At 42.8% G+C, this 23618-nt stretch carries 21 protein-coding genes and 1 riboswitch; of the genes, 14 read left to right on the top strand and 7 right to left on the bottom strand.

Going from position 1 to position 23618, the window contains the following annotated elements:
- Window positions 1-62 precede the first annotated feature (62 nt).
- A complete protein-coding gene (locus GVJ38_RS05760) occupies window positions 63-1574 on the bottom strand; it encodes a helix-turn-helix domain-containing protein (RefSeq protein WP_159722221.1) in 1512 nt (503 codons plus the stop codon).
- A gap of 166 nt (window positions 1575-1740) precedes the next feature.
- Here GVJ38_RS05760 and GVJ38_RS05755 point away from each other — a divergent pair, with 166 nt between their 5' ends.
- Window positions 1741-2331, top strand: a complete 591-nt coding sequence (locus GVJ38_RS05755; RefSeq protein ID WP_159722220.1) for a TMEM175 family protein — start codon at window positions 1741-1743, stop codon at window positions 2329-2331.
- Window positions 2332-2386: 55 nt separating this feature from the next.
- Here GVJ38_RS05755 and GVJ38_RS05750 read toward each other — a convergent pair whose 3' ends face one another.
- Window positions 2387-3130: an amino acid ABC transporter ATP-binding protein gene (locus GVJ38_RS05750; RefSeq protein ID WP_159722232.1), complete on the bottom strand. Its 744-nt coding sequence runs from the start codon at window positions 3128-3130 to the stop codon at window positions 2387-2389.
- Between the two features lie 8 nt (window positions 3131-3138).
- Entirely contained in the window at window positions 3139-4737 is a 1599-nt protein-coding gene (locus GVJ38_RS05745) for an ABC transporter permease subunit (protein ID WP_159722219.1), read from the bottom strand.
- Between the two features lie 109 nt (window positions 4738-4846).
- Window positions 4847-5021: riboswitch (Lysine riboswitch) on the bottom strand.
- 420 nt (window positions 5022-5441) lie between these two features.
- Here GVJ38_RS05745 and GVJ38_RS05740 point away from each other — a divergent pair.
- The 9 genes from GVJ38_RS05740 to GVJ38_RS14150 all read left to right on the top strand — a co-directional run bounded on the left by GVJ38_RS05740 (window position 5442) and on the right by GVJ38_RS14150 (window position 13679).
- Complete coding sequence (locus GVJ38_RS05740; RefSeq protein WP_159722218.1) at window positions 5442-7478, top strand: BglG family transcription antiterminator; 2037 nt, start codon at window positions 5442-5444, stop codon at window positions 7476-7478.
- A complete protein-coding gene (locus GVJ38_RS05735) occupies window positions 7475-7756 on the top strand; it encodes a PTS sugar transporter subunit IIB (protein WP_159722217.1) in 282 nt (93 codons plus the stop codon). The genes GVJ38_RS05740 and GVJ38_RS05735 overlap by 4 nt, the downstream gene beginning before the upstream one ends.
- 97 nt (window positions 7757-7853) lie before the next feature.
- On the top strand, window positions 7854-9215 hold the full coding sequence (locus tag GVJ38_RS05730) for a PTS ascorbate transporter subunit IIC (RefSeq protein WP_159722216.1): 1362 nt from the start codon (window positions 7854-7856) through the stop codon (window positions 9213-9215).
- Window positions 9216-9282: 67 nt separating this feature from the next.
- Window positions 9283-10134, top strand: coding sequence for a transketolase (locus tag GVJ38_RS05725; protein ID WP_159722215.1), 852 nt, complete (start codon window positions 9283-9285; stop codon window positions 10132-10134).
- A 1-nt stretch (window position 10135) separates the two neighbouring features.
- Window positions 10136-11095, top strand: coding sequence for a transketolase family protein (locus GVJ38_RS05720; RefSeq protein WP_159722214.1), 960 nt, complete (start codon window positions 10136-10138; stop codon window positions 11093-11095).
- Window positions 11096-11268: 173 nt separating this feature from the next.
- The gene (locus tag GVJ38_RS05715; protein ID WP_159722213.1) at window positions 11269-11970 is read left to right on the top strand and encodes an NAD-dependent protein deacylase; all 702 of its coding nucleotides are present in this window, start codon (window positions 11269-11271) and stop codon (window positions 11968-11970) included.
- A gap of 24 nt (window positions 11971-11994) precedes the next feature.
- Window positions 11995-12834, top strand: a complete 840-nt coding sequence (locus GVJ38_RS05710; RefSeq protein ID WP_235032827.1) for a chorismate mutase — start codon at window positions 11995-11997, stop codon at window positions 12832-12834.
- Between the two features lie 3 nt (window positions 12835-12837).
- Window positions 12838-13347: a transcription repressor NadR gene (locus GVJ38_RS05705; RefSeq protein WP_159722212.1), complete on the top strand. Its 510-nt coding sequence runs from the start codon at window positions 12838-12840 to the stop codon at window positions 13345-13347.
- A gap of 170 nt (window positions 13348-13517) precedes the next feature.
- The gene (locus GVJ38_RS14150) at window positions 13518-13679 is read left to right on the top strand and encodes a hypothetical protein (RefSeq protein ID WP_200849461.1); all 162 of its coding nucleotides are present in this window, start codon (window positions 13518-13520) and stop codon (window positions 13677-13679) included.
- A gap of 138 nt (window positions 13680-13817) precedes the next feature.
- On the opposite strand, the gene def is transcribed toward GVJ38_RS14150, so the two are convergent.
- Window positions 13818-14381 (bottom strand): peptide deformylase, encoded by a 564-nt coding sequence (gene def / locus GVJ38_RS05700; RefSeq protein WP_159722211.1) that lies wholly within the window; start codon window positions 14379-14381, stop codon window positions 13818-13820.
- A 278-nt stretch (window positions 14382-14659) separates the two neighbouring features.
- On the opposite strand from def, the gene rpsO reads away from it, so the two are divergent.
- From rpsO to GVJ38_RS05685, 3 genes are all read left to right on the top strand, one after another.
- Window positions 14660-14929 carry a 30S ribosomal protein S15 gene (gene rpsO / locus GVJ38_RS05695; RefSeq protein ID WP_159722210.1) on the top strand — a complete coding sequence of 90 codons (270 nt, stop codon included), beginning with the start codon at window positions 14660-14662 and terminating at the stop codon, window positions 14927-14929.
- 233 nt (window positions 14930-15162) lie between these two features.
- On the top strand, window positions 15163-17289 hold the full coding sequence (gene pnp / locus GVJ38_RS05690; RefSeq protein ID WP_159722209.1) for a polyribonucleotide nucleotidyltransferase: 2127 nt from the start codon (window positions 15163-15165) through the stop codon (window positions 17287-17289).
- 174 nt (window positions 17290-17463) lie between these two features.
- On the top strand, window positions 17464-19461 hold the full coding sequence (locus GVJ38_RS05685; RefSeq protein WP_159722208.1) for a KUP/HAK/KT family potassium transporter: 1998 nt from the start codon (window positions 17464-17466) through the stop codon (window positions 19459-19461).
- 134 nt (window positions 19462-19595) lie between these two features.
- Here the strand turns inward: GVJ38_RS05685 and GVJ38_RS05680 are convergent, their stop codons facing one another.
- On the bottom strand, window positions 19596-20975 hold the full coding sequence (locus tag GVJ38_RS05680; RefSeq protein ID WP_159722207.1) for an MATE family efflux transporter: 1380 nt from the start codon (window positions 20973-20975) through the stop codon (window positions 19596-19598).
- 190 nt (window positions 20976-21165) lie between these two features.
- Here GVJ38_RS05680 and GVJ38_RS05675 point away from each other — a divergent pair, with 190 nt between their 5' ends.
- Window positions 21166-22254: a hypothetical protein gene (locus GVJ38_RS05675; protein WP_159722206.1), complete on the top strand. Its 1089-nt coding sequence runs from the start codon at window positions 21166-21168 to the stop codon at window positions 22252-22254.
- Window positions 22255-22276: 22 nt separating this feature from the next.
- Here GVJ38_RS05675 and GVJ38_RS05670 read toward each other — a convergent pair whose 3' ends face one another.
- Both GVJ38_RS05670 and GVJ38_RS05665 read right to left on the bottom strand, forming a co-directional pair.
- On the bottom strand, window positions 22277-22600 hold the full coding sequence (locus GVJ38_RS05670; RefSeq protein WP_159722205.1) for a DUF960 domain-containing protein: 324 nt from the start codon (window positions 22598-22600) through the stop codon (window positions 22277-22279).
- A 276-nt stretch (window positions 22601-22876) separates the two neighbouring features.
- Window positions 22877-23503, bottom strand: coding sequence for a 50S ribosomal protein L25/general stress protein Ctc (locus GVJ38_RS05665; RefSeq protein WP_159722204.1), 627 nt, complete (start codon window positions 23501-23503; stop codon window positions 22877-22879).
- Window positions 23504-23618 lie beyond the last annotated feature (115 nt).

Below are 23618 nucleotides of genomic sequence, written 5' to 3'. Positions count from 1 at the left end.
TTAGTGGGAGCTGTCGACAGTCAGACACGGGATGACCGGAGTTAGTTATGTGACACCGCTTTTTATTGTTGTTCAGGTTTGACTTGGTTTTTCAATTCGTACATTTGGCGCAATTTTAAATACAGCGGGATCAGTTCGTGCTCGCTGTAAGCATGATCCAACAAGTAGATCGGCAACTCCGGTTTTTGTTTTTTCAACAAGAGTGAGGAGCTGATGATCAAATCGTAATCATCCTTCAAAGATGTATCATAAGGTTCGGCTTTAATAAAGCGCAGATCATCCAAGAAACGATACAACTCATTGACAAACATTGCGTTGTGTTCCATTGCTACGCCGATTTTCAGATCTTTTGAATACGGGAACTGGTTGAAATATGGCAATAGCAAATGTTTGAACGACTTTGCCAATAAGACATAGATGGAACGGATATAATGAAATGATGGATTCTCACTGGAAGTCTCCATAAATTTTGTGATATTTTGCTCTAAAATAAACTCGCCTTGCGTCATATGATGATTTGGTGGTACGACTAAGCTCAAAATATTTGGGAAAGGCTGACGGAAAATGAAATACGCAAACGTGATGTTCAACATATTTCCCACTAATAGTGGATCATCCATCAAAGCTGGGTTGTCTGGGAACAACGTTTTTTTAGCAAAACGCCGGAATTCGCCCACCAGTTCATTGACTGGATTTGCTCGGATCGCAAAGTCGTGGAGCGTTTGCTTCAAGCACGCATCGTCACGAATCGTGTAAAATGGTGCATAATGAGCTAAGAGATAGATGAAGCTGCTCTCACCTTTTAATTGACGAGTCGTCAACGGTATGTCTAAAATCTTGCTAAGAGAAGTAAAATCATAATAAGGATTATCCTTCATCAAGAAATTATAACGAGGATCGTATTTAGTAAAATGATTTTTGCGAATTCGAGCTAAAACGACTCCAGCAAATAAACGTAACTCTTGTGTACCGAAAAATGTCCGAGAAAGCGGGAAATAGCTTTTGTAGTGATCAACTAAAGCATCGACTTTTTCACGGTCGATATTCAGAGGATAATCGATCCCGCGAGTGCCTAGCCACACGATGTTGAACAATGCGATACGAATCGTTCGTTCATCACCGGACATCCCAGCTTCAGTGTAAGTGAAGCGCAAGTTAAACTTTTTCAAATGCTTCTTCAATGTATCGATTTTCCGCGAAACGGTTGAACGGCTAACAAAATATTTCTCACAAAAATGATCGATGGTCGGATTTTCTTCATTTAAAAAATAAAGAACGAATTGGAACGGTACGGCTTGTTGCAATAAATAGTAACGGTATTCATCGATCGTGCTGGTGATATTTTCGAGGTTGATCTTACCGGCGCGCATCATAAATGAAACGTGTTCGGCATTGATCTCGGTCAGTTCTTGATCGATCTCCGTTAGTTCAATGACACTTTGTTGATAATTTAAATCTAAATCGTCTGATAATTGACTGATCGCTATGATTTGTTTGTTTGATCGGACCAAATATTTGAAAATATTAAAACGCAAAAGAAGTGATGAATCAAACATAAGCTCTTCATAAAGCATCCAATCATACCTCCTTTTAAGTTGTTGGATTTCTCGTTAAATACTCAATAAAATAAGCAGAAAATTGAGTATTCCTCTAGTTTATTGTACTGTATTTACGAAAAACTGTCAGTTAAAACCTCTAGGAATTATGAAATAACAAAATTTTGAAAGCTGGTGAGCAGAAATGACAAAATCTCGTTTGGAAGCATTTACGGATGGTGTGGTGGCGATCGTCTTGACGGTCTTGATTTTAGATATCCAAATTCCCAATAGTCCCACACTTGCTTCGATCTATAATATTTTAAATACTCTCCTGGCTTACACGATCAGTTTCATTTTTGTCGCAGTGATCTGGGTCAATCATCATCGGGTCATGCAAATGGCGGAAAAAATAAATTACGGAGTGATCTGGGCGAATATCTTTTGGCTTTTTTGGTTGACGTTGTGTCCGGCTGTCACCAGTTGGGTCGGTCGTAATCCCACCAGCTTTTGGCCCGAAATTTTTTATGTTTTAGTTTATACGATGTGGAGTTTTTCGTTTGGCATCTTATCAAAAAAAGTGGTTGCTGCCAATGAGCCCACGAGTCACGTCGCCAAAGTTTTGAGTCGTGACCGTCGGAGTGGGATTTCAATGGTGATCAATCTCGTGACCTTGGCGGGCGTTTTTATTTATCCGCCACTCGGGATGCTGGGACGATTTTTAGTCTCAGGTATTTGGATCATGTCGTATCGTAAAGCAGATTATTGGTATCACCGAATCTTTACTTCTAAATAGAAAAAGATCGCTCGCCTTACTACGAAAAATTTCGTAGTAAAGCAAAGCGATTTTTTTATGGTTCCGGATGTAACACTCGGTGCAAGAATTCTTTGGTTCGAGCTTCTTTAGGATGAATGAAGATATCGTCTGCGGTTCCTTCTTCGGCGATCAAACCTTTGTCCATGAAGATGACGCGATCGGAAACTTCTTTGGCAAAGGCCATCTCGTGGGTCACGATGACCATCGTCAAGCCGGAATTGGCTAGCTCTTTCATGATGCCTAAAACATCCCCGACCATCTCAGGATCAAGAGCTGAAGTCGGTTCATCAAACAACATGACTTCTGGGTCCATTGAAAGTGCACGCGCGATGGCTACCCGTTGTTTTTGACCACCAGACAGCTGGGCCGGTTTGGCATCGATGAAACGATCCATCCCAACTTTTTTCAAATTTTCTAACGCGGTTGCACGCGCTGTTTTTTCATCGCGTTTTAAAACCGTCAATTGACCGGTCATACAATTTTGTAAGACGTTCAAGTTGTTGAAAAGATTGAAGCTTTGGAACACCATGCCAAGATGGGTTCGATATTTTGGTAAGTCATAACCAGGCGCTAAAACATTTTCGCCGTTGTATAAAATTTTTCCATCAGTCGGTGTTTCGAGTAAATTGATGCAACGTAAGAAAGTTGATTTACCGGAACCGGACGCACCGATAATGGTAACCACTTCGCCTTTGTTGACGTTCATGGAAATATCTTTTAAGACGAGGTTATCGCCAAAACTTTTTTTCAAATGTTCGATTTGGATGATACTCATGATGGACCTCCTTATTTATCTGCTTCGATGGCGACGTCTTCTTCATCTAGACGCACATAGGCATCTGGACCATCCATTTTCTTTTCAACGATTCGTAAGATCCGAGTCGCAGTGAAAGTCAAGATGAAGTAGATCACACAGATGATGAAATACGTTTGGAAAAACAAGTAGTTCGTCCCAGCGGCTGATTTCCCTTGGAAGAACAACTCAGATACCGAAATGATACTCAACACGGATGTATCTTTGATGTTGATGACAAATTCATTCCCGGTCGCCGGTAAAATATTCCGCATGACTTGTGGTAAAACGACTTTGCGCATCGTTTGACTATGAGTCATCCCGATCGCGTGAGCTGCTTCAAATTGGCCATCATCAACGGCATAGATCCCGCCGCGGACGATTTCAGACATGTATGCACCGGTGTTGATGGAGACGATCACTAAAGCGGCGATCGTTCGATTCAGATCGATCCCGAAAGCCATCGCGACACCGTAATAAATGACAGCGGATTGAACGATCATTGGAGTCCCACGGAAAATTTCGATGTAGGCGTTCAAGAGCCAGCCGATCACTTTTTGGAAGCCGCGTTTACCACTGGTAGCAGCTTGTGGCAAAGTACGGAAGACACCAACGAGCAAACCGATCAAAGTCCCGACAGTCGTCCCGACGATCGCTAACAGTAAAGTCATGCCAGTCCCGCGTAGGAACATCGAGCCATTTTGTTTCAAGATCTTCACGAAGACATTTTCTTTTTTGCCGGAAGTCGTTTTTGTTTCATCAGACGCCGGTTGATCTTTGACAGCTTGATCCATGATTTTGTTTCGTTCTTTTTGAGGGATCGTACTTAAGATCTGGTTGACTTGAGCGATGTCAGGATCGCCTTTGCGCATCCCGACAGAGACTTGGACGTCTTCGGGATTTGTTTTAAATCCGTTGTCGCCTTTGAACTGGATCATTTTTAATTCTGGATTGACACTTTGCGCCGTGACTCCTTCTGGCCGTTCACTGACGTAGCCATCGATCGTCCCTGATTCAAGTGCGACCCGCATTGCAGGGAAATTATCCATCGCTTCTTGTTTTTTCACGCCAGGGATTTGTTTGATCACGCTGTAATGGAATGTACTCAATTGCGCGGTGATCTTTGCGCCTGAAAAATCTTTGAGTGATGTCGCTTTGCCGTATTTACTATCCTTTTTCGTGACGATGACGAGTTGCGATTCATAATATGGATCAGAAAAGTCAACTTCTTTGCGGCGTTCAGCAGTCGGGGACATGCCGGCGATGATTGCGTCGATCTTACCGGATTGTAAGGCAGGTAGCAGGCCATCCCATTCGGTTTTGACAATCACGAGCTTGCGGCCCATCTTATCGGCGATTTTTTTTGCCATTTGGACATCATAACCACCAGCGTACGCTTGGTCGCCTTGGATGGGGACTGCACCGTGGCGGTCATTTTTTTGTGTCCAGTTGAATGGCGCATAACCGGCTTCCATTCCGACCCGAAGTTCACCGGCCGGCGTTTTGTCATCAGCATGGGCGAGTATGGGGATTCCTAAAAAGACTAGACAAACGAGCAACATTGCGATAACTGAAAAATTTCTTCTATTCATGATTTCTCCCTTTCTTTTACGAGATTGGGCAGATGTATGTAGTGGGAAGTAAATAAAAAAGCCGCTGATAAACTCTAGCCGCTTGTAAGTATAAGAAGACAACCCCTCACAAAAACATAGCGCAACTTAGCATCACTGCTAAGACAGTCCGCAAGTTATTGGCTTGCGTCCCAACATCCGAAAGTAAGAGAACTTTCGAACATTTCGGCGAGGCTTCCTAGTCCTGGTTCATCGTGTCTCTTCACTTCCCAGGGTTAATAAGTCCCGCGACCTCTACCTCATTGATGAGGCATCTCGTATTCAGTTATTATGCGTTCAGTTTACGGGCTGCTTTTGAAAATGTCAAATAAAAAAACAGAAAAAGAATAAATTTTTCTTTTCAAAGGTGGGTCGAATGTAAGAAAATAAGAGTAGCTGTGAGGGATTGCTAATCTTTTTAGCTGGAATGACAAAGTAAGAACGCGCAGCTAAAAAACGTGTAGGGAAGAAATTTTATTTTTGAGAACAGACATTAAAAAATGCTGAGAACGAATGATTGAAAGCCGAATAAATTATCCGACTGTCTCATGGAATAAAAAAACTTTATTCGATATTTTTAACAAATTCGGTACAATCTAAAAAGTTTTTCTCCGCCAAATTGTACCTAAAAGTAGATTAGAAACAACCGCTTACAACTTATAATAGAATTAGGAGGTGGAAAGAAGATGCATTACAAGCTCAGTTATCTTCTGTCCAACTATTCCGATCGTTACGTAACGATTTCCCAAGCTGCGGAAATAACCGGTTTGTCTTTAGCAGAGACAGAAAAGCAGCTGAACAAATTAACTGAATTATTGGCAGTTACACCAAAGAAAAAAGCGGGGCGCTGGTTCATCCCGAAAGTTTCTGCTGATACGTGGGCCTATTTGAGTGTTGGCAATAAGTTAGCCGCACCCAACTATACCGAAGACGAGCGCCGAGCGTTAATTTATTTATTGAGTTTTTCCGAGTTTGAAGAGTTATCCGTTTTTCACTTTCAAGATTTTTTGGCTGTCTCAAAAGGTACGATTTTAGCCGACATCAAAAAATTGCGGCAACAGTTAAGTCGTTGTGATCTGCGCTTTGACTATTCACGCAAGACCGGTTTTGTGATCGCAGGGCCAGAAGAAGTGATTCGACGAGAAGCTCAAAATTTTGCCGCTCGCTTGTTGCAAACGACCAACGGCAAGATCGGACTTTTCAATTGGTTGGATCAGCAAGAGTTGACTTTTTACGCCCAAGTGCGGGACGCGATCGTAGCGGCAACCAAAGCAAGTAACTTAGTGATCGTTCCGAGTCGGATCGATGAGATTACGTTCTTTTTAGGCTTTGCATATTTACGCGTAACGACGCATCCAGTCACAAAAAATCCTCAACAAGCCTTGCTGGAGTCGTTGACGGCGTATGAAGTCACGCAACGTTTGGCGAAAACTTTATTTTCTCAAGCATTGAATGCAGCTGAAAAAGCTTATTGGACTTCGGTCTTGATGACAGTCTATCAAGGGGAGATTCAAGATATCAAATTGGATTTTCTGTTGAGTTGTTCGAGTGAGGTCATTCATCGCATGGAAAACTTAGCTGCGATCCAGTTCACGAATTTCAAAGAGCTTTTGATGAATTTGTTTTATCATCTCGTGCCAGCGTATTTTCGGATCAGTAATGGTTTTTATTTGCCCAATGTTTTGATCGACAGTATTCGCTCTGAGTACCGTGAGATCTTTGAGTTTACGAAAGAAGCGTTGTTACCGTTAGAAAAACTGGTACAGCGTAAATTGCCAGAAGAAGAGATCGGCTTTTTCACGATTTTATTTGGCGGTGAGATCTCCAGTCAAAAAATGGCTCAAAGAACTGCCGAAGTCAAAGCCTTGATCGTCTGTCCAAACGGGATCAGTTCATCGTTAATCTTACAGTCAGAATTGAAAAAAATGTTTCCGACGATCACATTTAATGAAGCAAACTCAGTCGACCAGATCCAAAGTATCTCCGAAGACAGTTATGATGTGATCTTTTCAACGGTTGGATTAGAAAGCAAAAAGCCCTTGTACGTCGTGAAACCTTTGATGAGTCCATTAGAAAAAAATCGGCTGATCAATCGAGTGCAAGAAGAATTATTGATTCCCGGTTTTTCGTTGCCAAGTGCAAATGAGATCGTGGATGCACTCTTGCCTTATGTTCAATTGAAAGAAGGTGTTACGCAAGAGAAGCTTTACAAAGTGCTCAACAAAAAAATGAATCGTTCTATTGAAAGAAAGGAGGACAATCGACCGATGCTTACGGAATTACTTACGCCCGATATGATCCAATTGACGGATGAAAAAATGAACTGGGAAGACGCGATCCGTTTTGCCGCTAAACCGATGCTGGATAAAAAAATCATCGAGCCTCGTTACGCGGAAGCGATGATCGACAAAGTCAAACAGTTTGGTCCGTTCATCCATATTGGAAAAGGGATCGCCTTGCCTCATGCTCGACCAGAAGATGGGGTCAATCAGATTGGCATGTCGCTATTAAAAGTCAAAGAACCAGTTTTATTGATGGATGATGAAAAACATCCGATCCAAATCTTTGTTTGTTTAGCCGCTGTCGATAATGAAGCGCATTTACGAGCGTTGGCTAGCTTGACGCGAGTATTGTCAAATAGTCAAAAATTAGATCAACTGTTAAACGCGGAAACAAAAGAAGAGATCCTAACTATTTTAACTGAAGGAGAGAATGAAGAATGAAATTCGCAGCAGTATGTGGCTCAGGCCTAGGTTCAAGTTTTATGGTGGAAATGAATATCAAAAGTATTTTGAAAAAATTAGGTGTCGATGGCGTTGAAGTCACTCACTTTGATATGGGGAGTGCCACACCAGATAGCGCCGATGTTTTCTTTGTCGCAAGTGATTTAGCGGATAGCGCCGAACACTTAGGTAATGTGGTCGTTTTAGATAGTATCATCGACATGGATGAATTAGAACAAAAGGTTGAAAAAGTCGTTGAAGAAAAAGGCCTGAAATAATCGGGCCCTTTTCTCCACGTTTTTTATAGTGTGAATGGCAGTCATTCACTTTGCCCTTATTTATAAATAAAAAACTAAATTATTAGGAGGTTCTATCATGAATGGTGCGTTAAAGGTAATCATCGACATAGCGAGTACGCCCGCGATTTTAGTTGCCCTTATTGCGATCTTAGGTTTATTGCTACAAAAGAAAAATGTTGGAGATATCGTTCGCGGCGGGATCAAAACGTTTGTCGGTTTTATCGTCTTAACTTCAGGAGCTGGAGTTGTCAGTGACTCTCTAGCACCGTTTGGAGAAATGTTCAAGCACGCGTTTCACGTATCTGGTGTGGTGCCCAACAATGAAGCGATCGTTGCGATTGCGTTAAAACAATTCGGGACAGCCACGGCTTTGATTATGTTAGCGGGGATGGCATTCAATATCGTCTTTGCTCGGATCACGAAGTTTAAATATATTTATTTGACGGGTCATGCAATGCTTTACATGGCGTGTTTGATCTCTGTAATCTTGACGACGACTAAAATGAGTACGCCGATGATGGTCTTGTTTGGTGGGATCGCATTAGGCTTGTCAAATACGATCTTCCCAGCGATCTTGCAGCCGTTTACGACGCAAGTCACGAAAAATGATACGGTTGCGCTCGGTCATACCGGAAACTTTGGGTATGCGTTCAGTGCGTTGATCGGAAAATATGTCGGCAATAAAGAAAAATCAACTGAAGATATCAACTTCCCGAAAGGTTTATCTTTCTTACGGGACTCAACAGTCAGTATCACCATCACGATGACGATCGTTTATATCATCGTAGCGATCTTTGCCGGTGGCGAGTATGTGACTTCTAAATTAAGTAACGGCACAAACCACATCATCTTTGCGCTGCAACAAGCCGGTGCATTTGCCGCTGGTGTGTTCATCATCTTAGCCGGTGTTCGGTTGATCTTAGCTGAGATCATCCCAGCCTTTAAAGGAATCTCAGAAAAATTGGTACCAAATGCAAAACCAGCTTTGGATTGTCCAATCGTTTTCCCTTATGCACCAAATGCTGTTTTGATCGGCTTCTTCTCAAGTTTTGTTGGCGGGATCGTCAGCTTGTTCATCATGGCTGCAACCGGTTCAGTCATCATCATCCCTGGTGTAGTGCCGCATTTCTTCTGTGGTGCAACAGCCGGTGTTTATGGGAATGCGACCGGTGGTTTCCGCGGTGCAGTGATCGGTTCGTTCTTGCAAGGGATCTTGATCAGTTTCATGCCGATCTTCTTGATGCCGGTGTTAGGTAACTTAGGTTTCCAAGGTTCAACTTTCTCAGATACCGATTACGGTGTTGTGGGGATCTTGATGGGGAACATGGCCAAAGTCGGCGGTCAATTAGCTGTCATCATTTGTATTTTAGCCGTACTAGCTGTTTTGATCTTACTAACAGTTTTAGGCAAAAACAAAAACAAACCAGCTGCTGAATAATTGAATCATCATTCATCCCGCAGTGAGTTGCTAGCGGGATGAAATTTATTTTAGAAGGAGAGTTAACATGGAGAAAGAATTGCTCGCATCGCTTGAAAAATTAGCTGCTGAGATCCGCTTAGACAGTATCGAGGCGATTCGGAAAGTTGGTTCCGGTCATATCGGCGGTTCCCTTTCGATTGCTGATCTGCTCGCTGTTTTATATGGGAAACAAATGAAAGTCGATCCCAAAAATCCGCAATGGGAAGATCGGGATCGGTTAGTTTTATCAAAAGGTCATGCTGGCCCCGCCTTATATGCGGCTTTAGCAAATGTTGGTTTCTTTGATCGTGAAATGCTGGGGACTTTGAATGAAGGCGGCACGAAATTACCATCTCATCCTGACCGAACGAAAACACCAGGTGTCGATGCGACTACAGGTTCATTAGGTCAAGGTACTTCGGTTGCAGCGGGGATCGCAACTGGTTTGAAAATGCAGCAAAAAGACAATGTGGTCTATTTGATCGTAGGTGACGGTGAATTGAATGAAGGGCAATGTTGGGAAGCCTTCCAATACATCGCGCATTTTAAATTGAACAACTGCATCGTGATCATCGATGAAAACAAGAAACAATTAGATGGTACGACGGAAGAAATTTTGAACCCATTTGATATTGAAGCAAAGATGAAAGCATTTGGATTCAACACACGGAAAGTCAAAGGGGACGATTTAGCAAAAATCGATCAAGCCATTGACGAGTGTAAAGCGGTCAAAGACGAAGCGGTCTGCATCGTATTAGATACGATCAAAGGTCAAGGCGTAAAATATTTTGAAGAAATGGAAGCGAACCACTCTGTCAAGTTCAACAACGACGAAGTGCAACAAGCGACTGATCAAGCCTTAGCCGATCTAAAAAAAATCATTGAGGAGCGGAGCTAATATGTTCACATTAACTGAAAATCACGAAACCGGTAAAGAACTAAGAGCGGTTGTTGTCGATGCTCTGAAAGATCTGATGCAAACGGATTCGAAAGTTGTCGCTTTAGATGCTGACCTTGGTGGTGCTAGTAAATGGACAGACATTGCCAAAACCAATCCTGATCGGTTCATCAATGTCGGGATCGCAGAAGCGAATATGGTAGGCGTTGCAGCCGGCTTGAGTTTAACTGGCTTCACTCCGTTCATCCACACATTTGGTCCTTTTGCGACGCGTCGAGTGTTAGATCAAGTGTATTTGTCTGGCGCTTATGCTAAAAATACGATCAATATTTTTGGTTCTGATCCAGGTTTTGCAGCTGGACACAACGGTGGGACGCATACGACGTGGGAAGATGTCGCTTTGTTGCGTTCGATCCCTGATGTCGTGATCTGTGATGCAGCCGATGAAGTGCAGATGGATTGGATCATCAAAGAGTTCAGTAAGTCAGCCGGGGTACATTATGTCCGGGGAAATCGAAAAGGCGTCAAACATGTTTATGAAAAAGGCTCAACTTTTGAATTAGGCAAAGGAAACTTATTGAAGACTGGGGAAGATTATTTATTAGTAGCAGCCGGTCAGTTAGTTTCTGAAACGCTTGAGTTAGCTGATCAACTAGCCGCAAATGGCGTGACGACGGACGTGATCGATATGTTCACCATCAAACCGTTGGATAAAGAATTATTGTTAGAGCGCTTGGCAGGTAAAAAAGGTGTGATCACGATCGAAAATCATTCCATCACTGGTGGCTTGGGTAGTGCAGTGGCCGAAGTGTTAGCTGACAATGGCCTAGCCGTTCCACTAAAACGCATTGGAGTCAATGAACGTTTCGGTCAGGTCGGAACACCAGAATTTTTACAAGCTGAATTTGGTTTGACGACTGATAAAATGTTGGAACAAATCAACCAGTTCATCAATCAATAGCTAGCAAGTTGTTGGATCAAAAATAAAGTGTAGCTGGCGATTTGGTAAAAAGAAGTAAGACGTTCCTCAGTCTTGCTTCTTTTTTGCATTAAGCTAGAAGTGTGTAGGCTCAGTCATGGACTCTTTTTTTCTTTCTGATGCAAATTGAGTATAATAGAAACGAGGTGATCAAAATGGAAAAAATTTCAGCCGAAAAAGCTGCTGCAAAGATCCAACAAGCCAAACGTATCACTTTTTTGACGGGCGCGGGGGTTTCCACACCGTCAGGAGTTCCAGATTATCGTTCGCTTCATGGGATTTATCAGGGACTAGAAACTCCGGAATATTTATTGAGTCATACGTGTATGGAGCAAGAGCCGGAAAAGTTTTATAATTTTGTCAAACATATTTATCATCCAGCTGCTAAGCCGAATATCATTCATGAAAAAATGGCGGCGCTGGAAAAGACAAAGACGGTTTGGGTTGTCTCGCAAAATATCGATGGTCTGCATCAGGCAGCTGGTAGTCAGCATTTAGTTAATTTTCATGGCTCGCTGTATGATTGCTATTGTCGTAAATGCGGGAAAAATGTGGACTGGCATGACTATTTGAAAAGTGATCGCCACGAAAATTGTGGGGGCCAAATTCGCCCGCGGATCGTTTTGTACGAAGAAGGGTTTGCCGATGACGTGTTGTTGCAAGCCCAACGTGCAATGGGGGAAGCCGAACTGGTCGTCATCGTCGGGACCAGTTTTCAAGTTCATCCGTTTTGTGATTTGATCTATTACAAGCAAAAAAATGCGGAAGTTTTAGCTATCAATCAAACAGAGATCGCAGTGCCAGGACCTTATCAATTCGTCCAAGCGAATGGTACGGAAGTCTTTGAACAAGTTTAATGAAGAAATAAAGGAGGAAGGGCCGTGGCAAAATCTGAAAAAGAAAAAATGATCGCCGGCGAATTATATTTTTCTCGTGATCCAGAATTAGTGGCGGATCGTTTGGCCGCGCGGCAAGCTGTCGCACAGATCAACCAAGCGCACGAACCGGCAGTGCGAGAGCAATTAGTGAAAAAATTTTTAGGACAGACGGGCCAGCAAGTTTACGTTGAACCAACGTTTATCGCAGATTACGGCTACAATGTGACAGTAGGTGAAAATTTCTACGCGAACTTTGGTAATACATTTTTAGATACTTGTCCGATTACGATCGGTGATCATTGTATGTTTGGTCCAAATGTCCAATTGTATACCGCGACACATCCCCTTGAGCCAGTCAAACGCAATAGTGGATTAGAATTTGGAAAACCGATCGTAATCGGGAACAATGTCTGGTTAGGTGGCTCAGTCGTACTCACGCCAGGCGTCACATTAGGCGACAATGTCGTGGTAGCTGCTGGAGCAGTCGTGACGAAATCATTTGGCAGTAATGTCGTGCTGGGAGGAAATCCAGCTCGCGTCATCAAACAAATCGAAACGCAAAAGCCAGCCGACGCTTTAACGGCTGCCCGCGAAAAAATCGATCAGCTAGATCAAGAATTGGTCGCGTTGTTAGAAAAACGTTTGGAGGCTGTTTCGGAAGTGGCAGATTTCAAAGCACTAAATAAAACGGCTGTCTTAGATGAAAGTCGGGAACAAGCTGTGTTAGCTAGTGTCGCACAAGCCGTGAAAGATCCTGCTTATGAAGCGACGATTTTAGCAACGTTTGAAGCGATCATGGAACAGTCGCGGGCATTCCAAAAACAACGAATAAGTGAGGAATAAACAATGGAAGGAACAAAACGCAGAACGGCGATCTTAAGTGCCTTGGCCAATACGGAAAAACCAATCAGCGCCAGCCGTTTCGCTAAAGAATTGGGTGTCAGCCGGCAGATCATTGTGGGAGATGTCGCGTTGTTGCGCGCAAGTGGCGAAGCGATCATTGCAACGGCACGAGGTTATTTGTTAGAACAACCCGCTGATAAAATGATCAGTAAGATCGCCGTGCAACACAATAAAGCACAAACAGAAGAAGAACTTTTGTTGGTCGTGGAAAACGGTGGTGAAGTGATCGATGTCGTCGTGGAACATCCTTTGTATGGGGAATTAGTTGGCGGATTACACCTTAAAACGAAATCCGATGTTGCGCGTTTCATGAAAGACTATCAAAAGGCACAGACGAGTCTGCTATCGGAATTGACCAACGGGATTCACTTACACACGATCGCCTATGAGACCCCGGAAGATTTAGCAAAGATCAAAGCTGCATTATCAAAACACCATATTTTATATCAATAAAGGCACAGTAGCTGTGTCTTTTTTTGTGCTCGTCAGCAAGTAGTTTAGTGTCAGCTCAATGGATTGGTCAAAAGAGCGAACTTTTCTGGAGAAAGCCGGTCTTGAGAATTCTTTCTGTTATAGTACAATGAGTTTGAGAAGGTAGGACGTTTTAAGAAAGGATGAGAACGTTGAACTTTTATATCGTGGTCGTAAAAAATAAATGCGGAACGACTGAACAAAAAGAATTTGAGAAGTATCGCGAAGCCTTATGTTTTGCCACTAACTACGATGTTGTCGCTCAAAGTAAAATCGTCAAAGACAAATGTGTCGTCAATGAATTCAAAGGCTAAGCCAATCAATTGGGGCAGAATTTTTTCTGTTATGCCATTTAATTGAAAATCGGGAGTAGGACAATGACTATGTCTTGCTCCCGCTTTTTGTTCAAAAAAACGATCCAAAAGTCGTTTGGACTTTCGAATCGTTTTAACTTATTCGATCACTAAGACACCATCTTTTAAGTGTAATGGATTAGCTTGATCAATGTGATCATAAAACATAATACCGTTCAAGTGATCGATCTCGTGTTGCACGACGATCGCTTCGTAATTTTTCAATCGGAGCTTATGTTTTTCACCGGCCAAATCATAATACGTAACGGTGATACGAGCAGCGCGGACCACATACCCTGGAACTTCACGGTCGACGGAAAGGCAACCTTCGCCTTCGCCTAAACAAGCCTCTTGTACTGAATGACTCAAAATTTTTGGATTGACCATGACAGTGCTTAAGCTTGGTTCAGTTTTTTCGGGATCAAGACTTGGAACGTGTACAGCAATGATCCGTTTTGAGATATCTAATTGGGGAGCGGCTAAACCAACTCCACCACGTAAATGTAATTCTTTGGCTTTTTCAGGGTCTTGACTGTTTTTTAAAAATTCGATCATTTGATGACCTAATTCGATTTCTTCTTCCGTCAAAGGAAACGCAACTTCTTTGGCGACTGCGCGCAACGTTGGATTGCCTTCACGGATAATATCATCCATGGTGATCATTTCTAATGACTCCTCTCACACTCGGGACTAGACGCCCATTTCATCATCATAGTCTATCATAAACTAAAAAGTTTACAAAATTCTTGTTTTAACGACGATATTTCTTAAAAATTTCCTATAAAATACAACTGCTAGGAAAAAAGCCGAAGCAAACTTGCTTTTTTAAGCCGAATCAAGTAAAGTAATAACGTGCGCAGGCGCACCACCTATCACTTGGTTAGGCGATTCACCAACGCTTTACTCAGTCGTAGGGAGAACGAAAGAAAGAGGTGAAAAACATGGCATTAACACAAGAACGCAAAAATGAAATTATCAAAGATTTCGCTCGTCATGAAGGAGATACTGGTTCACCAGAAGTACAGATCGCTGTATTAACGGAAGAAATCAATCAACTGAATGAACACGCACGCGTCCACAAAAAAGACCACCATTCATACCGTGGTTTGATGAAAAAAGTTGGTCATCGTCGTAACTTGTTAGCTTACTTACGTAAAACTGACGTTCAACGTTACCGCGAATTGATCCAACGTCTAGGACTACGTCGTTAATCAAAATGAAAGTGAGGTTCCTAGGAATCTCACTTTTTTACTAGTTCTACTTAGCGGCTGTATCGCTTACGTAGAACTGGCCTGGGAAAACGCAGTGAGAGAAGTTTCATTTAAAATAATTTAGCCTTTGACTAGGTGGACATCACCCTACTAACCAAATGCAAGCATTTCAAAAGTGGAGTGTTTTCATTTGTTTAGTAGCGTTGTACCTGTTGAAGGGAAAAGGAGAAAGTATGTCAGAAAAAAGAATTTTTAAAACAAGCTGGGGCGGTCGTCCCTTACAAATCGAAGTCGGTCAATTAGCAAAACAAGCCAATGGTGCTGTTTTAGTTCGCTATGGTGATACGGTGGTCTTAAGTGCCGCGGTTGCCTCAAAAGAAGCGAAAGATACTGACTTTTTCCCATTGACGATCAACTATGAAGAAAAAATGTACGCAGTCGGTAAAATCCCTGGCGGCTTTATCAAACGGGAAGGTCGTCCTTCAACTGAAGCGACATTGACAGCTCGTTTGATCGACCGTCCGATCCGTCCGATGTTTGCGGAAGGTTTCCGAAATGAAGTTCAAGTGACTAACATCGTGATGAGCGTTGAACAAGATTGCTCACCGGCAATGGCTGCAATGTTAGGGTCATCATTAGCGTTATCGATTTCTGATGTACCGTTTGACGGACCGATCGCAGGAGTCGAAGTTGGACGAGTAAATGGCGACTACGTTTTGAATCCAACCGTTGAACAACATGAAAACTCAGATATCGAATTGACGGTAGCCGGGACAAAACAAGCCATCAACATGGTTGAATCTGGTGCGAAAGAAGCGTCAGAAGATGATATGTTAGGTGCGTTACTATTCGGCTTTGATGCGATCAAAGAATTGGTGGCTTTCCAAGAAGATATCGTAGCGGCAGTCGGCAAAGAAAAAATGGACATCACATTACTTAAAGTCGATGAAAAGTTGAAAAATGAAATTTACGATGCCTACTATCCAACGATGAAGACAGCTGTCATGACCGAAGAAAAATTAGCACGGGAAGATGAGATCGAAAAAGTCAAAGAAACAGTCAAAGAAGTCTACGCTGAAAAATTTGCGGACATGGAGACAGAAGATCTAGTTCAAGTAACAAAAGAAGTCAAACAGATTGCAGAAGATTTGGAAAAAGATGTCGTGCGAGAATTGATCACGATCGATAAAATTCGTCCTGATGGCCGGAAAGTCGATGAGATCCGGCAATTGGATGCCGAGGTTGGCGTTTTACCACGCGTTCATGGTTCAGGTCTATTCACTCGGGGACAAACGCAAGCATTGTCCGCTTGTACGTTAGCGCCATTAGGTGAACATCAAATCATCGATGGCTTAGGTTCCGTAGAAAGCAAACGATTCATCCACCATTATAATTTCCCTCAATTTTCAGTTGGTTCAACGGGACGAGCAGGTTCACCTGGTCGCCGAGAAATCGGACACGGGGCGTTAGGTGAACGAGCATTGTCACAAATTATCCCAAGTGAAGAAGAATTTCCTTACACGATCCGGTTAGTAGCCGAAGTGTTGGAATCAAACGGTTCTTCTTCACAAGCAAGTATTTGTGCCGGGACATTAGCTTTGATGGATGCTGGTGTGCCGATCAAAGCACCGGTTGCCGGGATCGCGATGGGGCTTGTCTCAGATGGTGAAAACTATACGATCTTAACCGACATCCAAGGGTTGGAAGATCATTTAGGCGATATGGACTTTAAAGTGGCTGGGACTCATGAAGGGATCACCGCGCTACAAATGGATATCAAGATTCAAGGGATCACGGAACAAATTTTACGTGAAGCATTAGCGCAAGCGAAAAAAGCGCGGATGGAGATCTTAGACGTCTTGACGAATACGATCGCTGAACCACGGAAAGAATTAAGCCCTTATGCACCGAAGATCGAAATGATCCAAATCGATCCTGATAAGATCAAAACGGTCATCGGTAAAGGCGGCGACACGATCAATGGTATCATTGAAGAAACAGGTGTGAAGATCGACATCGACCAAGACGGCAATGTCAGCATCGCGTCATCAGATGCAGCGATGATCCAAAAAGCGATTGAGATCATTAAAGAGTTGACTAAAGAAGTCAAAGTTGGCGAAACTTATTTAGGTAAAGTCGTTCGGATCGAAAAATTCGGCGCCTTTGTCAACTTGATCAAAGGAAAAGATGCGTTAGTCCACATCTCACAATTAGCCAATGAACGGGTCAATAAAGTAGAAGACGTGGTCAAACTTGGCGATGAAGTTTTAGTCAAAGTCACAGAGATCGATCGGCAAGGCCGCGTAAATGCTTCACGAAAAGCTTTACTAAAAGAAGACGAGCAAGCTGAAAAAAAATAAGCAGATCCTTTTCAAAAAGGTAAAGACTTTAGGGGAGTAGCGACATAGCGACGGCTATGCTTTTAGATCAACAACAAGTGCCTGCACTGGTCTAAAAGAGCAATTTGCAAGACCTAAGCAATAGCTGTCTATTGTTTAGGTCTTTTTTATTTTAATAAGGAGCGTGGAGAAAAAATGGAAGTAAAGAAAAACCACCACGTCCAGCGATTGTCAGCCGCAGGTTTGTTGATCGCGATGGGTGTGGTTTATGGGGATATCGGGACGAGCCCACTGTATGTAATGAAGGCGATCTTGCTCGAAAATGGCGGATTGAAGACGGTGACCAATGATTTTGTCATCGGTGTCGTCTCGTTAGTTTTTTGGACAGTGATGTTGTTGACGACCATCAAATATGTGATCATCGCACTAAATGCGGATAACCACGGCGAGGGTGGGATCTTCTCGCTGTATACTTTGGTTCGAAAAGGTGGCAAGTATTTGATCATCCCGGCGATGATCGGCGGGGCTGCACTGCTAGCTGATGGCGTGTTGACACCAGCGGTCACTGTGACCACAGCGATCGAAGGGTTGCGAGGTATCCCAGATTTTTATCAAGAATTTGGGAATGATCAAAATGTGATCGTGGTCATCACACTGCTGATCTTATTGTTTTTATTTTTGATTCAGCGTTTCGGGACGGATTTTGTCGGCCATGCGTTTGGACCGATCATGCTCTTATGGTTCACCTTTTTAGGAGTGATGGGGCTGATCAATTTGCCGTATGATCTGTCGGTCATTAAAGCGTTGAATCCTTATTATGCCGTTCACTTATTATTCAATCCAGATAATAAAATGGGCGTCTTCATCTTAGGCAGTATTTTCCTGGCAACGACCGGGGCCGAGGCGTTGTATTCGGATATGGGACACGTCGGCAAGAAAAATATCCGGTTTAGTTGGCCGTATGTCTTTTTATGTTTGATGTTGAACTACGCAGGCCAAGCAGCCTGGATCTTACATGCAAAAGGCGATGCAACGATCGAAGCGATTGATAATTTAAATCCGTTCTTTCAAATTTTACCAAAAGGCTGGATGGTGATCGGCGTTATCTTTGCGACGGTGGCAGCGATCATCGCGTCACAAGCCTTGATCTCAGGATCATTCACTTTAGTCTCAGAAGCGATCAAATTAAAATTATTACCGCGGATGCACATCGTTTATCCTGGTAGTAGTATCGGTCAGATGTATATCCCAGCTGTCAATTTGATCTTATGGGCGGCTTGCTCGTTGATCGTCGTAACATTCCGCACCTCTAGTCATATGGAAGCGGCGTACGGCCTATCCATTACCGTGACGATGCTCATGACGACGTATTTGCTTTATCATTACATGGTCCAGCAAAAAGTTTCTCGCATTTTGAGTAGCTTGATGATCACGTTTTTTGGTTTACTGGAAACGTTCTTTTTCATCTCTAGTGTGACCAAGTTTTTCCATGGTGGCTTTGTCGCAGTCGGGATGGCGCTTTTGATTTTAGGCTTGATGTTCATTTGGTATCGTAGCAATCAGATTCAAGTCAATGCTAGTCAAGAAGTTGATTTTAAAGACTACATCGCGCAATTAAAAGAGTTGCATGATGATACGCGGATTCCGTATTACCAAACGAACGTTGTCTTTTTAGTTCCAAGTTTGGAAGGCGATCAGATCGCGCAACAATACATTTATTCCATTTTAGATAAACGGGTCAAGCGAGCAAAAGCCTATTGGTTCGTGAATGTGGAAGTAACCGATGAACCGTATACTGAAGAATTTTCGGTTGATATGATGGGGACAGATTTTATCGTCAAAGTAAAATTATATCTTGGTTTTCGCATCTCACAAGACGTCAATGTTTACTTGCGTCAAATCATTCACGATTTAATGAAACAAGGGCGCTTACCAAAACAACCGCAACATTATTCATTGACACCCGGGCGCCAAGTCGGTGATTTCCAATTTATTATGATCCGTGAAGAGTTGTCGAATGTCACGGAAATCGATAAGTGGGATCGCCAAATTATGCAAGCTCGCTTAGGGATCAAACGCCACACAGTAACACCCGAGCGATGGTTCGGTTTGGAATACAGCGATGTGATCTATGAAACAGTTCCATTAATCGTAGGACCAACCCGCAAAACATGGCTCAAAGAACGCCGCTAAACTCGGTTGTAAACAAGTTGGTCAGTAGAGTTTGACAGTTTAAGTGAAAATAAAAACGCGAACGATTCACAGTTGATTTCCAACTGCGTCGTTCGCGCTTTTTGTAGTTCAAATTTTTCTGAGCTAGAACTTGTTTACTGTTGGGCGGGGCATTGTTCGCTCGTCAGCTCGGCTTGTTGGGCTTGATCTAATTTACGCAAGTGTTGCATGGCTTTGAGGTATGAAAACAGCAAAACTGCAACCGACCCGATCCAAGCTAGCGGAGAAGCAAATGCTGCACCGGGATAGCCGAAGTAATGGGTCAAAATAATGGCCGCAAACGATCGCATGACGAGCTCCATGATGCCGGCGATCGTGGGCACTTTCGCTTGGCCGAGGCCTTGCAATGTGTAACGCAAGATAAATAAAATCGCTAAGATCCAATAAAGTGAGCCATTGATATTAAAATAGATCTGAGCCAATTGAAACACTTTGACTTCGCTTTTATCGACGAACCAATTGACAAAAATATGACCGTACGTAATGATCGCAAAACCAGCGATGAGACTGAAGCCACCGCTCATGAGCAAACATTGCTTCACGCCTTGTAAGATGCGGTGGTATTTTTTCGCACCAAAGTTTTGGGCGGTAAAAGTCGCCATCGTGATCCCAAAGGACATCATCGGTAAAGTAGCGAATTGATCGATCCGGCCAGCAGTTGCTTGGGCGGCGACGACATCAGTCCCTAAACTATTCAAGGCCGATTGTAAAATCACCGCACCGATAGCTATGATGGATGATTGGAAGCCCATCGGTAGTGCCGCGTTTAAATGAATCCGAAATTCTTCTTTATCCCAGCTGAAATGTTGACGTCTGACTTGTAGCAATGGAATCTTACGTTTGATATACCAGACACACATCAAACTAGCTGAAACTTGCGCGATCACGGTGGCGTAACCAGCACCTTCTACGCCCATGTGGAATTTGATGATGAACAATAAATCTAAAACGACATTGATCACGACGGCAAAGGCTAAGAAAAATAGCGGCGTGCGAGAATCACCGAGAGCACGCACCATATTAGATAATAAATTGAAGCTCATCGAAGCGAAGATCCCAGCTAAAATCACGGAGATAAACGCTTGGGCTTGGTCAATGATCGCGTCAGGCGTTTGCATCAAAACAAGTAGCGGACGTAAAAAAGTTAAACTCAGCACGGTCAAGACCGCGGTCACACCGAGACTGATGATGATCGAAGTCGCAAAACTTTTTCGCACACCAATCTGATCACGCGCACCAAATCGTTGAGCAGTGATAATGGATAGCCCCGCGGTCAAACCTTGGGCAAAGCCGATGATCAAAAAATTGACACTTCCCGTCGCACCGACTGCAGCAAGTGCATCTTTGCCTAATGTCTGTCCAACGATGATCATGTCTACCATACTATAGAACTGTTGAAAAATATTCCCCACTAATAATGGGATCGTGAAAAAGAAAATCAATTTGGCTGGGTTGCCGCGAGTTAATTCTTTCATATGCATCCTCCTTTGATGATAAAAAACCGTAAAAATTCTAGCGTGATTTCGCACTAAAATAAAATCCATTGAGAAACAAACTTATTAGATAGTACCTAGAAGCCAGTTAGTTAGCAAGTTAAAAAAAGCAATTTTCCTTTTTCTTTGTAATTTAGCTAGATTTAGGTAAGATAAAAGCGAGGAGAGCGTGATGAAGAAAAAAATTTGTTTAGTTAGTAGCTTAGCCGTCGTGATCGGAGCGCTTATTTTGATTTGGCAGCATACTCAAAAGACGGTGCCAAACAAAGCGGTGATCACGACTAAGATCGAGACGATGGATCAAAGGCAACAGAAAAAAATTTTGACGCAGTATCCGCAAGTTACCGAAGCGCTCGAAAAAGTTCCGACGATCGAGCAGCTGACACCGGTCCCGGGATTGAAGCAGACGGTGACTTTTGCGGTGGCGACTCAGCAATCTGCAATTTGTGACGCAATGACGCCGCAAGGGTTAGCCGTTTCAGGGGACAAAATTTTTATTTCAGCTTATTGTCACGATCACCAACATAATTCAGTCATTTATGTGATGGATCGGATCAAAAAACAAATGATCGCTACGATCCCCGTCGTAGGTACCCCACATTTAGGGGGTATCATGTACGAGCAAAAACATAATAATTTGTGGTTAGCGACTGAAAACGGTGCCCACGCTTCGATTTCAGCGATCTCGGCAAAAACGATCAATCGTTGGGGCAATCAACCACCAAAAGCTCCGGTGACATATGATAAAGTCTTGGACCTGCCCAACATTCCGCGAGCATCGTTACTTTCGTATTTGGATCCATTTTTAGTTGTGGGATATTTTGATAAGCAAGCCGGGGGTGAACTGGCACTGTATCCATTTGATCGAAAAGGGAATTTGACCTCTTTAATAGAAGAAAAAAATTCGGTGGAAGGGTTGCAGCCTAAAAATCAATTAGTGACCGATGATACAGGAACGATCGTGAAAAAAACACAAGGTATCGCGTATTATCAGCACTATATGTTTCTCGCTCAATCTTATGGCAATCATGCTTCGGAAGTTTATGTGATCGATCTAGAGCATGCTCCCGCTGGTTTTACGGCAGCTTCAGCATTTAAAAAAATCAAATTTCCGCCGTACTTAGAACAGATCACCGTTGAAGGCGATCGATTCTACGCTATTTTTGAAAGTGGCGCCAAAGCGTATCGCGCAAAAACAGCGCAACGCGTGGATCATGTGTTGGAACTCGATACCAAGACACTATTAAAAAACCACGATTGAGTTTTTCCAATCGTGGTTTTGATCAACGTTGTCTGATTTCATTTGGTAAAAGAATCGTCTGACGGTTCCCGTCATCATAAGCATACACTTCAGTGGGAAATTCAGAAGAATAGAGGAAAGGAAGATCGATATCCATCTCCACTTGGCTGTCTTCTTGAGAAAAATGCATCGTCACATGACCTTTTTTATTGATCAGATCAAAGGTCAGTATATTGTTTAAAGGAATCAAGCCTTTCAGGTCTAAATCAATGATGAACCAAATACTATCGATCAATTCACCTGGTAAACTAGATACCACTCCAACAGAGGCGTAACGACTGCGATTTGAATCAAATGTCTCAAACATTTTTTGGCCCTCCTTTATCGATCGATTCACAACTCAATCAATTTCATCCTGTAGTGATACATTTTATCGAATTAATCAGGAAATGACAAATGATTCTACTTGTATTTTCGTTAAAATTACAAGGGAGTCAGCGTGAGATTTACTAATGAAGGCAAGGACAGTTCAATAAAAAATGGAACCGCTCAAAGTATCTAGCTGCTAAGATTTACGTTAAGTCAAAAAAAGCGACCGCAAGCGGCCGCTTTTTTTCATCAACGAATTGATGAAAGAAGGTGATTATTCTCCTTCGTTTTCGCTTTCACCGATAACTTCTGGTTCAGCTTCGGTACCTTCAGCTGGTTCTTCTTCAGGGATCTCTTGTGCTTCTTGGATCGAAACGATTTGTTCTTCTGGATCAGTGATGACTTTGTAGTCGTCATTTTTCGCTAGATCAGAAACATACAATGCTTGACCGATCTCAAGGTTTGCAACATCGACTTCGATTGATTCAGGCAATTTGTCTGGTGTTGCAGAAACAGTTGCTTGATACAACGTTTGAGTCAAGACACCGCCAGCTTTGACACCAGCTGCTTCGCCAACTAAAACGATATCGGTTTCGACTTCAGTTTCTTCTGTCATGTTAACAGATAGGAATTCCACGTGCGTCAATTGACGAGTGAAAGTATCCGTTTGAGTTTGGTGTAATAATGTATTTACTTTTTTACCGTTCAAGCTCATTGTGAACACGGTGTTGGTTCCGTTTTCTCGTAATAGTTTTGAAAAATCACGCGCATCGATTGAGATCGGTGTGCTTTCGATTTCATAACCATAAACTACGCCAGGGATCTTTCCTTCGTGACGAAGTTTGTTTCGTAGTGCGCGGGGACGAGTTGCTCTTTCTTCAACATTCAATGTTACTGCCATAACCAAATTCCTCCTTAAAATGTGCCTATCTGTTGGTTTTCAGATAGCTTTTTTAAGTGACGGGTTATTCTCAGCACGAGGTATTTGCAGAAATACGCAAAAAGACAGCCTAAAC

It is taken from the genome of Enterococcus sp. CSURQ0835, assembly GCF_902706605.1.
Taxonomy (GTDB): Bacteria; Bacillota; Bacilli; order Lactobacillales; family Enterococcaceae; genus Enterococcus_A.
This window is presented reverse-complemented; position numbering and strand designations above follow the sequence as displayed.